The following is a 14,777-nucleotide window of genomic DNA, read 5'->3' on the forward strand; positions in this document are numbered from 1 at the left end:
AGCTTCCGGTCCGGCCGTTTGGCTGGTCAAAGGCTGGAATAGCCAAGCGGGGCTGGCGGGACTTGATGAGCGACACCGGGCTGACAGTTTCGGGAACGACCGCAACGGGGAACGCCGGCTACCGGGTTCTGGCACGCAAATATCGCCCCAAGGATTTTTCGGACCTGATGGTCGGCCAGGAGCCGATGGTCCGCACCCTCACCAATGCCTTCGAGACGGGCCGCATCGCCCAGGCCTACATGCTGACCGGCGTACGCGGCGTGGGCAAGACGACGACGGCCCGCATTCTGGCCCGTGCGCTCAACTACAAGACCCCGGACATCGACAAGCCGACGATCGACTTGCGCGTGCCGGGCGAACACTGCCAGGCGATCATGGAAGGCCGGCATGTCGATGTGATCGAGATGGACGCCGCCTCGCATACCGGCATCGACGACATCCGCGAGATCATCGAGCAGGTGCGCTACCGACCGGTCTCGGCGCGCTACAAGGTCTATATCATCGACGAAGTGCACATGCTCTCGACGCAGGCCTTCAACGGTCTCTTGAAGACCCTGGAAGAGCCGCCGGAGCATGTGAAATTCATCTTCGCCACCACCGAAATCCGCAAGGTGCCGATCACGGTTCTCTCCCGCTGCCAGCGTTTCGACCTGCGCCGGATCAGCGCCGCCGACCTCGTCGGCCTGTTTTCCGCCATCCTCGGCAAGGAGGCGATTGCGTTCGAGCCGGAGGCGCTCTCGATGATCGCGCGGGCAGCCGAAGGTTCGGCCCGTGACGGCCTGTCGCTGCTCGACCAGGCAATTGCCCATGGCGGCGGTTCAGTCCAGGTCGAGACCGTGCGCGGCATGCTGGGGCTCGCCGACCGGGCGCGGATCGTCGATCTCTTCGAACACGTCGTCAAAGGCGATGTGCAGGCCGCCCTGCAGGAATTTACCGCCCAGTACGAGGCGGGTGCCAATCCGGTCGTCGTTCTGACGGATCTCGCGGATTTCACCCATCTCGTCACCCGCATCAAATATATCCCGGAAGCCGGCAACGATGCCTCGCTCAGCGAAGTGGAGCGGGTTCGCGGCGCGGAGTTTGCCGCCAATGTCGCCGTCACCACGCTGTCGCGGATGTGGCAGATGCTGCTGAAGGGCATTCCGGAGGCGGAAAATTCGTCGCGTCCCGCGGGGGCTGCCGAAATGGTGCTGATCCGTCTCGCGCATGCCGCACATCTGCCTTCGCCGGAGGATGCGGCACGCCGGGTGGCAGATCTCATCAACGGCGGCGGCGATGCCGGTGCCTCCGTGCAAGGTTCCGGCAATGGCGGGGCACGTGCGGCGCTGGGCGGTTCTCCGGCGACGATGGCACGCGGCGTCGATCAGACCCCTGCCCCGCGCATGGCCTCCAATGGCGGCGCGGGCGGACCGACAGCCATGCTTTCTGCGGTCCCCTCGACGCCGCAGCCGATGGCGGTTGGACGCGCGGAAGAGCGGCCCGCAAGCCAGCCCGCCGCCGCGCCTACACCGGCAGTGCCGATCCATTCGCTTTCGGACATCGCCGATCTGTGCGCGAAAAACCGCGAGCCGGTTTTGCGAGCCCGCGTGCGCCAATCCGTTCACCTTGTGAAGATTGAACCCGGACGGCTTGAAATCCGGCTGGAGCCGGACGCGCCGAAATCGATCGCTGCCGATCTGACGTCCAGGCTCAAGGACTGGACCGGTATCACGTGGTGGGTCACGCTCTCCAACGAGAGAGGTGCTCCGACGCTGGTGGAAGCGGAAGAGTCGCTCAAGGAACAGCGAAAGACCGATGCCAAGGCCGATCCGGATGTTGCGGCGATCCTCAGCCAGTTCCCCGGCGCCCGCATCACTGACGTGCGCATCCGGGTGACCGAGGCGGACGAGACGGAAGAGGTTGCGCCGCCGGCGACGATCGAGACCGACGAGGGCGACATCCTGCCCGGCGACGACATGGAATTCTGACAGGAAACGAGAAGGAGCGACCCGATGCGCGACATCATGGGCATGATGGGCAAGGTCAAGGAAATGCAGGCCAAGATGGAGCAGATGCAGGCGGATATCGCCGCGCTCGAAGTCGAGGGCAAATCCGGCGGCGGTCTGGTGACCGTACGCATGACCGGCAAGGGCGAGATGCTGGGCCTCAAGATCGACCCGTCGCTGTTCAAGGAAGACGAGGTCGAGATTCTTGAAGACCTGGTCATTGCCGCGCACAAGGATGCCAAGGACAAGGCCGAGGCGCTCGCCGCAGAAAAGACCCGCGAACTGACCGCCGGCCTGCCGATCCCGCCCGGCATGAAGCTGCCGTTCTAAGAACGTCAGCCCGCTAAAGCTGCCCGCAGCCTTTCGCTGATCGGCAGAGCCAGGAGGTGGGCGCGCTGTTGGTCAGTCACCTGCTTCGTTACTAGTCCCAGCAGATACGGCATGGTGACGGATTGCCCGTCGAAGGGGATGTGGGTGACGGGATCACCCGCCCCGATCGTGCCCTTGCGCAGCACACGGGCGTAAAAGCCCGGCCGTGCCATCTGGTAAAATCGCTTTGCGAACCGCGGGTCGCCCATGCGGGCTGCGAGCGTTGCACACGGCGTGCGCGTCGAAGTCACCTCCAAGAGGACATCGTCCGTCTCGAACCGGTCGCCGACCCGCACCAGCCGGCTATCGAGCCCCTCGATCACCAGGTTTTCGCCGAACGTGCCGGGTTCGACGGTTTCTCCCAGTTCGGCCGACCAGGCCGCCAGATCCACCGAGCCCAGAGCGTAGACCGCCTGATCCGGCCCGCCGTGATGTTTGCGGTTGAGCACCGAATCACCGAGCAGCCCGCTCTCGTCGATCATGACGGCACCGCTGACCGGCGCCTTGTTGATGCCCGTCCGGTAGGTCTTGCCCGGCACTTTCTCCGGTTGCCCGATGCATGTGACGCTGACTTTCATGAGAGATGCCTCACTGTGCGATTCCGTTTCCAACGCTTATCGTCTAAAAGCGGCGCATGGCAAAACGCGTCACCGGTCCTGAAATCGAAAAACTCATCCAGTTGCTGGCCAAGGTTCCGGGGCTCGGCCCCCGTTCCGCACGGCGGGCGGCGCTGCACCTGATCAAGAAGCGCGAGCAGTTGATGGGCCCGCTATCGCTGGCGCTCGGCGACGCCTATGACAAGGTCAAAGTGTGTTCGCGCTGCGGCAATGTCGATACCAGCGACCCCTGCACGGTCTGCACCGACGACCGCCGCGACCAGTCCGTCATCATCGTCGTGGAGGATGTCTCCGACCTTTGGGCACTGGAGCGGGCCGGCGCCATGAATGCCGCCTACCACGTGCTGGGGGGAACGCTCTCGCCACTCGATGGCGTCGGGCCGGACGATCTCAACATCAAGGGCCTCATCGACCGGGCGAGCGAGGGCGGCATCCGGGAAATCATCCTGGCCGTGAACGCGACGGTCGAAGGCCAGGCGACGGCGCACTACATCACCGACCGGCTGGCCGAACTGCCGGTGAAGATCACAAGGCTGGCGCATGGCGTGCCGGTGGGTGGCGAGCTGGACTATCTGGATGAGGGCACACTGACGGCGGCGCTTCGGGCGCGCACGGCGATCTGAGGGTGATGGGAGGAGGAGATATAGTGATCAGGCTTCTTCGGAACTTTCTCGCCCGACGGAACGAAATCTCCAGGATTTCGGTGGATACGAACAGGTCATCGAGATCTCACCTCTCCTTGAATGGAACGACGGCTGGATGGGTCACAAAGACCCCTCCCCACCCCCTCCCCACAAGGGGGACGGGCTTAACCTGCCGCGGCCTCGTCGCCTTGTTCGGAGCATGGCGGCGCGGCAAGTCTTCTCCCCCCTTGGGGGGGAGATGGCCGGCAGGCCAGAGGGGTTCTGTTTGGGTTGGAAAAAGCTGTCTCCTGGCGTTGACGCTTGTTAGCCTGAACACGGTCTCCCTCCCCGCCTTGGCCGCCCCCTCCAAATCCGAGGTGGAGGCCCAGTTCCGCGCCTGGATCAGCCGCGACCTCGCCCCGGAGGCCCGCAAGGCGGGCGTTTCGGAGAAGACGATCGAGCGGGCGTTCCAGGGGGTGATGCTCAACTGGTCGCTGCCGGATCTCGTACCGCCCGGTACAACGCCACCCAAAGAGCAGGACCAGAGCCAGGCGGAATTTTCCTCGCCCGGCGCCTATTTCTCCGAACAGCGGCTGCAGGGGCTTGCCGCGACCGGCCGGACGCTGGCCGAGACCCATGCGGCGACGCTGCGTAAAATCGAAAAGACCTACGGCGTGCCGGGTGCCATCGTGATTGCCATCTGGGGCCGCGAATCCGGTTATGGCCGGGCAAAGCTGCCCTATTCGGCGATCGAAGTGCTGGCGACCAAGGCCTTCATGTCGACCCGCAAGGAGATGTTCCGCACCGAACTGATCGATGCACTGCGTATCCTCGAGCATGGCGACGTGGCGCCGGGGCGGATGATGGGCTCCTGGGCCGGGGCGCTCGGCCAGCCGCAGTTCATGCCATCGAGCTACGTAAAATACGCCGTAGATTTCGATGGCGATGGCCGCGCCGACATCTGGGATTCGGTGCCTGATACGCTGGGCTCGATCGCGCATTATCTGGCGCTCAAAGGCTGGCAGCGCGGTCGCGACTGGGGTTTTGAGGTGCGCATCCCGGACGCCGTCTCCTGCGCGCAGGAAGGGCCGGATCTCGCCAAGGCGATTTCCGCCTGGCAGGCGAGCGGCATCACCCGAATTTCGGGCAAGGCTTTTCCGACCGATGAAGCGAAGCTCTCCGGCATGATGCTGGTGCCAGCGGGGCGGCACGGGCCGGAATTCATCGTCACACCGAATTTCTACGTGCTGAAGGAATACAATAATTCCGATCTCTACGCGCTCTTCATCGGCAATCTGGCAGACCGCATCGCTTTCGGCAGCGGCGCCTTCCAGGGCCAGTGGGGTGCCGTCGGCAGGATGCTGCGCTCGGATGTGCTCGCCATGCAGAAGAGCCTGCAGGCGAAAGGCTACGATGTCGGCAAGGCGGACGGTTTGGCCGGCTTCAAGACCCGCCGCTCGCTTGGCGACTGGCAGGCGAAGAACGGGCAGGCACCCACCTGTTTTCCGGATGAAAGCCTGAAGGCGAAACTGCGCTAGAGGCTGAGCTTGAACCCTTCATGGCTCGCCTCGAAGCCGAGCTGTTCGTAGAAGCGCAACGCATCCTCGCGGCGTTTGTCGGAGGTCAGCTGCACGAGGCCGCAGCCGCGCTTGCGGCATTCCTCGATCGCCCACGACATCATCTCGTGTCCGAGGCCGCTGCCGCGCTGGCTTGCCGCAATCCGCACACTCTCGATCTGGCCGCGCCAGAGTCCGAGCCGCGAGAGGCCGGGAAGGAAGCTGAGCTGAAGGCAGCCGATGACCTCGCCCGCCTCGCTCAGCACCACCGCCAGCAGCTGGTTCGGGTCCGCATCGATGGCAGAAAATGCCTCGACATAGCGGGCATCGACGGGATCGGAGACCACTTCCCGCGACAGACCCAGCTGGTCGTCGGCGAGCATCGCGACGATGGCGGCGAGATCCTTGCGTTCTGCCTTGCGAATCTGGACCATGTGCCTGCCCTCAATGGTGAAGATCGATGGATGCCTTGTGGAAGATGTCGTCGCCGGCATCCTCCGGTGGAATGGCCTGGCGTTCGATCATGCGGTGAACGCGCGGCCCGTCCGGCCCGGCATGCAGGGCACGGATGCGCGTCCACACCTCGGAATCCGCCTGAGTGCGGCGCTGGTTGTGGCGCACATAATCCGCCCAGGTGGCGGTATGATAGGTCTCCGTCCAGATGTCGGGATTTTCGAGATCCCGCATCAGGGCCCATTGGCGGGCACCGTCACGGATCCGGATACGGCGGCGCTCGGACATCAGCGCCAGGAATTCCGGCACGTTTTCCTCGCGGATCGTGTAATCGACAAGCAGGACGATCGGCCCGCTGCGCGGCTGCAGATCGAGACGCAGCGACGGCTCGCGGAAGGTATTGGCCGGGTCGAGATCGAGCGTCTCCATCGAGGGAAGCGAAAAGCGGATGCCGATGAGAGCGCCGATCACCAGCGCAAGGCTGGCCACCAGCAAGGCATAAGCCACACCGAATTCCTCGGCGATCATACCCCACACCCAGCTCCCCAGGGCGATGCCACCGAAGGTGGCCGTCTGGTAGAAGGACAAGGCACGCCCGACCACCCAGCGCGGGGTGGACAACTGCACCGTCGTATTGAAGAGCGATAACGCCAGCACCCAGCAGGCCCCCGGCACGAGCAGGACCAGACAGGTGAGCCAGGTGGACGTGGACAGGGCGGCCACCACGGCACTCGCCGCAAAACCGGTGAAAGAGAGCCGCACGATCATCTCGCTCGAACAGAGTTCGCGCAGGCGTGCGTTCAGGATGGCGCCCCCGACCGCGCCGACACCGAAAGCACCCAGCATGATGCCGTAGGTGAGCGGGCCGCCGGCCACCAGATCGCGCGCCACCAGCGGCAACAGCGCCAGGATGGCGCTGGCCGAAAGGCCAAACAGGCCGGAGCGGAACAGCACCTTGATGAGCTTCGGCGACATCGCGACATAACCGAAGCCGGCTGACAGCGCACGCCCTAAGGTTTCGCGCGGCAACTTGCTGACGGGGATCTCGGGCTTCCAGCGTCCCAGGGCGTAGATCAGCGCAAAATAGCTGAGCGCATTGACGCCGAATGCCGCGGCCGCACCAAACGCCGCAACGATGGCCCCGCCAATGGCCGGACCGACGCTTCGCGTGATGTTGAAACCGACGCTGTTCAGCGTCACGGCCGCCGGCAGCACCGGTCGCGGCACGAGATCTCCGACGGAGGCCTGCCATGACGGGTTGTTCAGCGCCGTGCCGCAGCCGATCAGGAAGGTGAAGGCCAGGAGCGCCCAGGGCGTCAGCCAGCCGAAGAAGGCGAATGCGGTCAGAAGCAGGGACACGACGAGCATGAACCCCTGCGCCGCCAGCATGATGCTGCGGCGGTTGAAATTATCGGCGAGCGCGCCGGCAAGGAGCGAGAACAGCATGATGGGCAAGGCCGTCGAGGACTGCACGAGCGCCACCATGTTTTCCGAACTGGAAATCGCGGTCATCATCCAGGCCGCACCGACCGCCTGGATCAAGCCACCGAAATTGGAGGCGATGCTGGCGATCCAGATGGTCCGGAAGGTCTGGTGGGCGAAAGGCGCCAGGGGGGAAACCCGGTCGGGCACGGTGCACCTCGTCGTGATTCATGCTGCGCCATAAACTAGTCGCACGATCGATCGGGGCAAGCGGAAATGCCGGGCGACGGGAGAGGATCGGGCAAGGCCTTGCAATCGGAGGGTTTGCAGCGTATATGAACCGTAAATTCTTGATCGTCAGATGAAGAGTGGGCCCGCGAAGGACCCGCTCTTTTTTATTAGGCGGTCAGGCGAACGGAACATTATCGCCGGGACGGCGACCACGCCGAAAGACCATATGCAGGACAGCCAGAAGGAAACGCGTCTCATCGTCGAGACGGGTCTCGACCTCAGGATCGCAGAAATCATCGAGCCGACACTGGAGGCGATGGATTTCCGCCTCGTCCGGGTGCGGCTTCTCAACCAGAACGGCCTGACGCTGCAGATCATGTGCGAACGCAATGACGGCACGATGACCGTCGAGGATTGCGAAGCGGTCTCGATGGCCATTTCTCCGGTTCTTGATGTGGAAGATCCGGTCGATAAGGCGTATCATCTGGAAGTGTCCTCGCCCGGCATTGACCGGCCGATGGTGCGCAAGTCCGATTTTGTGCGCTGGACCGGGCATATCGTGAAGTGCGAAACCTCCGTGCTTCTCGACAACCGCAAGCGCTTCCGCGGCAAGATCGCGGAGACAAACGACAACGGCTTCACGCTGGAGCGCGACCAGGTTGCGTACGGTGAAGAACCGCGTGTGACCATTCCCTATTCCGCCCTGGCGGAAGCGAAACTGATCCTGACGGACGATCTGATCCGCGATGCCCTGCGCGCCGACAAACTGGCGAAGGCGGAGGCCGCGAACCAGAACGACGAAAGCGACGAAGACTAAAACCCCATTTTGCCCGCCCGACGACGCGGGCAGCAGCACACATTCGATCTACGGAGACCGACGACAATGGCAGTGAGTGCGAACCGACTTGAACTTCTGCAGATCGCAGATGCAGTTGCGCGCGAAAAGGTCATCGACCGCGAGATCGTTCTGGCCGCCATGGCCGATGCGATCCAGAAGGCGGCCCGCTCGCGCTACGGCACCGAGAGCAACATCCGCGCCGACATCAACTCCAAGACCGGCGAAATCCGCCTGCAGCGTCTCTTGGAAGTGGTGGAGCATGCCGAGGATTACACGACGCAGATTCCGCTGGCGCTGGCCCGCGACCGCAACGTCGATGCCAAGATCGGCGACTACATCGCCGACCCGCTGCCGCCGATGGATTTCGGCCGTATCGCCGCCCAGTCCGCCAAGCAGGTGATCGTGCAGAAAGTGCGCGAAGCCGAGCGTGACCGCCAGTTCGACGAGTTCAAGGACCGCGTCGGCGAAATCGTCAACGGCACCGTCAAGCGCGTCGAATACGGCAACGTCATCGTCGATCTCGGCCGTGGCGAAGGCATCATCCGTCGCGACGAGATGATCCCGCGCGAGAACATGCGTTATGGCGACCGCGTCCGCGCCTATGTCTACGATGTGCGCCGCGAACAGCGTGGCCCGCAGATCTTCCTGTCGCGTACCCATCCGCAGTTCATGGTGAAGCTGTTTACCATGGAAGTACCGGAAATCTACGATGGCATCATCCAGATCAAGTCGGTGGCCCGTGATCCGGGTTCACGCGCCAAGATCGCGGTCATCTCCAACGACTCGTCCATCGATCCGGTCGGCGCCTGCGTCGGTATGCGCGGTTCCCGCGTCCAGGCGGTTGTCGGCGAGCTTCAGGGCGAAAAGATCGACATCATTCCGTGGTCGGCCGATCCGGCCTCGTTCATCGTCAACGCCCTGCAGCCGGCGGAAGTCGCCAAGGTCGTTCTCGACGAAGATGCAGAGCGTATCGAAGTGGTGGTTCCGGACGAGCAGCTGTCGCTTGCCATCGGTCGTCGCGGCCAGAACGTCCGCCTCGCCTCGCAGCTGACCGGCTGGGACATCGACATCATGACGGAGGCCGAGGAATCGGAACGCCGCCAGAAGGAATTCAACGAGCGCACCAACCTGTTCATGGATGCCCTCGACGTGGACGAGATGGTTGGCCAGGTTCTCGCCTCCGAAGGTTTTGCCCAGGTGGAAGAACTGGCTTACGTCGATCTCGACGAAATTGCCTCCATCGATGGCTTCGATGAGGACACCGCCAACGAGATCCAGACCCGCGCCCGCGAATATCTCGAGCGCCTGGAAGCCGAAATGGATGCCAAGCGCCGCGAACTGGGTGTGGCCGACGAGTTGCGCCAGATCGACGGCCTGACCGGCAAGATGCTGGTGGCGCTCGGCGAGGACGGCATAAAGACCGTGGAAGACTTTGCCGGCTGCGCGGCCGACGACCTGATCGGCTGGTCGGAGCGCAAGGACGGCGAAACCAAGAAGTTCGAGGGCATCTTCTCGAAATTCGACGTGTCGCGTGTCGAAGCGGAAAACATGATCGTGCAGGCACGCCTGCTCGCCGGCTGGATCACCGAAGCGGATCTGGCACGCGAGGAGGAAGAGGTTGTCGAAGCGGATGAGGAGGCGGACGCCGCAGTTCAGGAATGATTGCGGCGGCGCAGACCGGTGATGGTGACGCCGATGACGGAGAGCTGGTGGTGAACGATCGCACCTGCATCGTCACACGCGAGGCGACCGATCCGGCCGATCTGATCCGTTTCGTGGCCGGGCCGGATGGCCAGGTGGTTCCGGACCTGAAGCGTCAGCTTCCGGGTCGTGGCTGCTGGGTAAGGGCCGAGCGGGCTCTGGTGGAACGGGCGCTTCAGCGAAAGCTGTTTGCCCGTGCCCTGAAGACGGATGTGACGGCGCCCGGGGATCTGGGCGACCTCGTTGACCGGCTGCTGGTGGCGGATCTCGCCGGCATGATGAACCTGGCGCGCAAGGCGGGACAGTTCGTCTCCGGCGCAATGAAGGTGGACAATGCCGTTCGCAGCGGCGAGGCGCTTGGCGTGTTCCACGCCGTGGATGCCGCTGCGGATGGTGTCAGAAAGATCGACCAGGCCCGCAAGGCCTGGAGGCTGGGTACGGATGCCGAAGAGGACATTGCCTCCTTCAAGCTCTTTACCTTGGCCGAAATGGAAGAACTGATGGGCCAGAATGCTTTTATCCATGCCGCGGCGCTTGCCGGACAGGCGGGTGAAGGTGTAGTGAAACGCGCAACCAAGCTCGAAACGTACCGCACGAGCGGTCACTCCGGAGCAAATGGCGGCGCTGGCCGGTCAAGAACATGACGCGGTCACCGGCCTATGCCGGCTGCCGCATTGAACGACATGTATTGAACGACAGGATGTGATGGTTGCCATCCGTTCCTGTCGGAAGGAACAGGAACGGATGACCGACAGTAACGACGACAAGACACTCAGCGTAACGGGAAAGAAGACCCTCACCCTGAAGCCATCGGGGATGTCTCAGGGCACCGTGCGCCAGGATATGGGTCGCGGTCGCACCAAGGCGGTCGTGGTCGAGACGCGCAAGCGTCGCCCGCTACGCCCGGAAGATGAAAAGCCGATCACACCCGTGGTTGCCGCACCGGCGCCCCAGCCGCAGCGCGCCCCCGAGGCCGCCGCACCGGCACCCCAGCCGCAGCGCCCTGCCCAGCAGACGCCGCCGCCGCGCGTGCACCAGCCGAACCAGCAGTCGCACCGTCCGCCGCAGCAGGGCAATCGCCCCCCGCAGCAGCAGGGCAACCGTCCGCAGCAGTCGCAGCAGCGCAACAATGATCGTCCGCGCGGTGCCGTGCTGCACGATCTGTCCGCAAGCGAAATGGATGCCCGCCGCCGCGCACTTGCCGAGGCCCAGGCCCGGGAAGTGATCGAAGCCAAGCAGCGCGCCGAAGACGAAGCCCGTCGCCGGGCCGAAGACGAGCGCCGCGCAGCGGAAGCTAAGCTCGAAGCCGAACGCCGTGCAGCAGAAGCCCTGGCGGCGCCTGCAGCGGAACCGGTAACGGAAGCCGCTCCGGCTGCCGACGCTCCGGCCGCACGCGATGATGCCGCTCCCGCAGCCCGCGCCGCAACGCCGGGTGCAACTGCCCGTGCACCGGATGGCCGCCCGCAAGGCGCTCGCCCGGCTCCGACGACGACGGCTCCTTTGCCGGCCGGCGCGGTTCGTGGCCGCAAGGCCAGCGACGACGACTTTGACGATCGTGGTCCTCCGCGTGGTGCGCCGGGTCGTGGCAAGGTGGCAGCACCGGCTCCGGCCAAGGTTCCGGCCCGTCCGAAGGAAGACGATCGCCGCCGCGGCAAGCTGACGGTCACTACCGCAAACGTCGATGATGACGGCAATGCACGCGGCCGTTCGCTCGCATCCATGCGCCGCCGGCAGGAAAAGTTCCGCCGCAGCCAGATGCAGGAGACGCGTGAAAAGGTCATGCGCGAGGTCGTCCTGCCGGAAACGATCACCATTCAGGAACTGTCGCAGCGCATGTCCGAGCGCGCCGTCGACGTCATCAAGTACCTGATGAAGGAAGGCCAGATGATGAAGCCGGGCGACGTCATCGACGCCGATCTGGCAGAACTCATCGCCACCGAATTCGGCCACACCGTCAAGCGCGTTTCGGAATCCGACGTTGAAGAAGGCATCTTCAACGTGGTGGATGAAGAAGGCGAGCGCCTGCCGCGTCCGCCGGTCGTCACCATCATGGGTCACGTCGACCACGGCAAGACCTCGCTCCTCGACGCAATCCGCAAGGCGAACGTCGTGGCTGGCGAAGCCGGCGGCATCACCCAGCACATCGGCGCCTACCAGGTCGAGCAGAACGGTCAGAAGATCACCTTCATCGACACCCCCGGTCACGCGGCGTTCACCGCCATGCGTGCCCGTGGTGCACAGGTGACGGATATCGCGATCCTTGTGGTTGCCGCTGACGACAGCGTCATGCCGCAGACGATCGAGTCCATCAACCACGCCAAGGCGGCTGGTGTCCCGATCATCGTGGCGATCAACAAGATCGACAAGCCGGCAGCTGACCCGCAGCGGGTCCGCACCGCGCTCCTGCAGCACGAAGTCTTCGTGGAATCGATGGGCGGTGACGTTCTGGAAGTTCAGGTTTCGGCCAAGAACGGCACGAACCTCGACAAGCTGCTGGAAGCGATCCTGCTGCAGGCGGAAGTTCTGGACCTCAAGGCCAATCCGAACCGGACGGCCGAAGGCACTGTCGTGGAAGCGCAGCTCGACCGTGGTCGTGGTGCCGTTGCCACCGTGCTGATCCAGAAGGGTACGCTGAAGCCTGGTCAGATCATCGTGGCCGGCGACCAGTGGGGCCGCGTGCGTGCGCTCGTCAACGACAAGGGCGAACACGTCAAGGAAGCCGGTCCGGCTCTCCCGGTCGAAGTTCTGGGTCTGTCGGGAACGCCCGCTGCCGGTGACAAGTTCGCCGTCGTCGAAAACGAGGCGCGTGCTCGCGAAATCTCCGAGTACCGTCAGCGTCTGGCCCGTGACAAGGCGGCTGCCCGCCAGTCCGGCTCGCGCGGTTCGCTGGAACAGATGATGAGCCAGCTGCAGACGTCGGGTCTCAAGGAGTTCCCGCTGGTCATCAAGGGCGACGTGCAGGGTTCGATCGAAGCCATCATCGGCGCGCTCGACAAGCTCGGTACCGACGAGGTCCGCGCCCGCATCGTCCATTCGGGCGTCGGCGGCGTGACCGAATCCGATATCGTTCTGGCCGAAGCCTCGAACGCAGCGATCATCGGCTTCAACGTCCGCGCCAACACCCAGGCCCGCGCCGCCGCCGAACGCACCGGCACCGAAATTCGCTACTACAACATCATCTACGATCTGGTGGATGACGTGAAGGCAGCGATGTCGGGCCTCTTGTCGCCGGAACGTCGCGAAACCTTCCTCGGCAATGCCGAGATCCTCGAGGTGTTCAACATCACGAAGGTCGGCAAGGTCGCCGGTTGCCGTGTGGTCGAAGGCAAGGTGGAGCGTGGCGCAGGCGTTCGCCTGGTGCGCGACAACGTCGTCATCCACGAAGGCAAGCTCAAGACCCTCAAGCGCTTCAAGGACGAAGTCGCCGAAGTGCCGGTCGGTCAGGAATGCGGTATGGCCTTCGAGAACTACGAAGACATCCGCGCCGGCGATACGATCGAGTGCTTCCGCGTGGAACACGTCACCCGTACGCTCTGAGACTTTCCTCAGTTCAGGCATGCATCAACGCCGGGCCCTCGGGTCCGGCGTTTTCTGTTGCGGATCTGACCTTCATTGCCCCGGCGCGCTCAACCCGCACACACTTCTTTCGCGATCGCGGCACAATATAGTTGCTAAACACACTCAAGTTTATTATCCCGTATCCATTCGAGGCCAGTCGTCGGACCGAGCTGTCCGGGCGCTCGTCAACGCGCTTGCCGGAGAAGGGCCTTGCGGCCAAGCGCCTGCACTGAAGTCCAATGTCCGGAGTTTGGCCATGTCGATCAACGCCCCGTCCGCCCCCATCCCACACCGGCCGATGCTGCAATCGACCCGCGCGCGGCTTGCGCTCGTTGTCGTGGCCGCCGTTTTCTCCACCCCCGTACTGGCCCAAGACGCGACCCAAAACGCGACCACGGCTCCCGATGCCGTAATGACAACGCAGCCGCGGGTGGTTGCACCATCAGCTGGCACTGTCTCCGAGCCACCCGTCGCGCAACAGGCTGAGACACAGCCTGAGCCCCTCCCGCCTGTGCAGGCACAGACGCAACCGGCTGCGCCCGGCGCGACCACTCCATCCGCAGAGCCTCAGGCCACCACCGATGGCGCCGCGCCCCGGTCAATGTCAGCGGCTCCAGCCACGGCGGATGAAAGCGTGCCGGAGGCGAGTGAGCCCACGGGTCTTCTGACCCAGTTCCTGACCCCTCAGCCGCGCAGCGACATTCCGCATGACCTCTCGCCGGTCGGCATGTTCCTGGCGGCCGACTGGGTGGTGAAAAGCGTCATGATCGGGCTGGCGCTCGCTTCCCTCATCACCTGGACGGTGTGGCTTGCGAAGACGCTCGAGCTTGCCGGCGCCCGCCGCCGCGCCAAGAGCGTCATCAAGGTCATCCGCCACTCCAAGAACCTCACGGAGGCTGTCACGGCCACGGAACGGCGCGGAGGCCCGGCGGCCTCGATGCTGCGCGAGGCCGCCCGCGAACTCGCGCTTTCGGAAGGGGCGCTGGATCACGCCGAAAATGCCGGCGTGAAGGAACGCGTCTCCTCCATCCTCGGCCGTATCGAAGCCTATGCCGGGCGCCGCATGATGCGCGGCACGGGGGCGCTCGCGACGATCGGTTCCGTCGGCCCCTTCGTGGGACTGTTCGGCACGGTCTGGGGCATCATGAACGCCTTCATCGGCATCTCGAAGTCGCAGACGACCAACCTTGCCGTCGTCGCTCCGGGCATTGCAGAGGCGCTGCTCGCCACCGCGATCGGTCTCGTCGCCGCCATTCCGGCCGTCGTGATCTACAACATGTTCTCCCGCTCGATCACCGGCTATCGCCAGCTTCTGGCCGATGCTGCCGCGGGCGTGGAGCGACTGGTGAGCCGCGATCTCGATTTCCGCAAGGTGCCGCCCGGCCAGCGCAAGGCGCCTGTCTCGCTCGTCGCGGGAGAGTAAG

Annotated in this window: 12 protein-coding genes; 9 read left to right on the forward strand and 3 right to left on the reverse strand. The window is 64.3% G+C overall.

Features of this window, described 5'->3' with window-relative positions:
- Positions 1-65 precede the first annotated feature (65 nt).
- Both G6N78_RS05095 and G6N78_RS05100 read left to right on the forward strand, forming a co-directional pair.
- The gene (locus G6N78_RS05095) at positions 66-1,967 is read left to right on the forward strand and encodes a DNA polymerase III subunit gamma/tau (RefSeq protein ID WP_165216241.1); all 1,902 of its coding nucleotides are present in this window, start codon (positions 66-68) and stop codon (positions 1,965-1,967) included.
- Positions 1,968-1,991: 24 nt separating this feature from the next.
- A complete protein-coding gene (locus tag G6N78_RS05100) occupies positions 1,992-2,315 on the forward strand; it encodes a YbaB/EbfC family nucleoid-associated protein (RefSeq protein WP_165216243.1) in 324 nt (107 codons plus the stop codon).
- A 5-nt stretch (positions 2,316-2,320) separates the two neighbouring features.
- Here the strand turns inward: G6N78_RS05100 and G6N78_RS05105 are convergent, their stop codons facing one another.
- A complete protein-coding gene (locus G6N78_RS05105; protein WP_165216244.1) occupies positions 2,321-2,932 on the reverse strand; it encodes an MOSC domain-containing protein in 612 nt (203 codons plus the stop codon).
- Between the two features lie 56 nt (positions 2,933-2,988).
- Here G6N78_RS05105 and recR point away from each other — a divergent pair, with 56 nt between their 5' ends.
- Positions 2,989-3,594: a recombination mediator RecR gene (gene recR / locus G6N78_RS05110; RefSeq protein ID WP_165216246.1), complete on the forward strand. Its 606-nt coding sequence runs from the start codon at positions 2,989-2,991 to the stop codon at positions 3,592-3,594.
- 314 nt (positions 3,595-3,908) lie between these two features.
- A complete protein-coding gene (locus G6N78_RS05115; protein ID WP_370691488.1) occupies positions 3,909-5,132 on the forward strand; it encodes a lytic murein transglycosylase in 1,224 nt (407 codons plus the stop codon).
- Here G6N78_RS05115 and G6N78_RS05120 read toward each other — a convergent pair.
- Together G6N78_RS05120 and G6N78_RS05125 are read right to left on the reverse strand one after the other, a co-directional pair.
- Positions 5,129-5,584, reverse strand: coding sequence for a GNAT family N-acetyltransferase (locus tag G6N78_RS05120; RefSeq protein ID WP_165216249.1), 456 nt, complete (start codon positions 5,582-5,584; stop codon positions 5,129-5,131). The two genes, G6N78_RS05115 and G6N78_RS05120, sit on opposite strands and share 4 nt — an antisense overlap.
- A 10-nt stretch (positions 5,585-5,594) precedes the next feature.
- Entirely contained in the window at positions 5,595-7,235 is a 1,641-nt protein-coding gene (locus G6N78_RS05125; RefSeq protein WP_165216251.1) for an MFS transporter, read from the reverse strand.
- Positions 7,236-7,482: 247 nt separating this feature from the next.
- Here G6N78_RS05125 and rimP point away from each other — a divergent pair, with 247 nt between their 5' ends.
- The 5 genes from rimP (at position 7,483) to exbB (ending at position 14,776) form a co-directional block, all read left to right on the forward strand.
- Positions 7,483-8,073 (forward strand): ribosome maturation factor RimP, encoded by a 591-nt coding sequence (rimP, locus tag G6N78_RS05130; RefSeq protein WP_165216252.1) that lies wholly within the window; start codon positions 7,483-7,485, stop codon positions 8,071-8,073.
- Between the two features lie 66 nt (positions 8,074-8,139).
- Positions 8,140-9,756, forward strand: coding sequence for a transcription termination factor NusA (gene nusA / locus G6N78_RS05135; RefSeq protein WP_165216254.1), 1,617 nt, complete (start codon positions 8,140-8,142; stop codon positions 9,754-9,756).
- Positions 9,753-10,439, forward strand: a complete 687-nt coding sequence (locus G6N78_RS05140; RefSeq protein ID WP_165216255.1) for an RNA-binding protein — start codon at positions 9,753-9,755, stop codon at positions 10,437-10,439. The genes nusA and G6N78_RS05140 overlap by 4 nt, the downstream gene beginning before the upstream one ends.
- A 100-nt stretch (positions 10,440-10,539) precedes the next feature.
- Positions 10,540-13,332: a translation initiation factor IF-2 gene (gene infB / locus G6N78_RS05145; protein WP_165216257.1), complete on the forward strand. Its 2,793-nt coding sequence runs from the start codon at positions 10,540-10,542 to the stop codon at positions 13,330-13,332.
- Positions 13,333-13,609: 277 nt separating this feature from the next.
- Entirely contained in the window at positions 13,610-14,776 is a 1,167-nt protein-coding gene (gene exbB, locus G6N78_RS05150; RefSeq protein ID WP_165216258.1) for a tonB-system energizer ExbB, read from the forward strand.
- The last annotated feature ends 1 nt before the right edge of the window (position 14,777 follow it).

This window comes from Allorhizobium pseudoryzae, from assembly GCF_011046245.1.
Taxonomy (GTDB): Bacteria; Pseudomonadota; Alphaproteobacteria; order Rhizobiales; family Rhizobiaceae; genus Neorhizobium; species Neorhizobium pseudoryzae.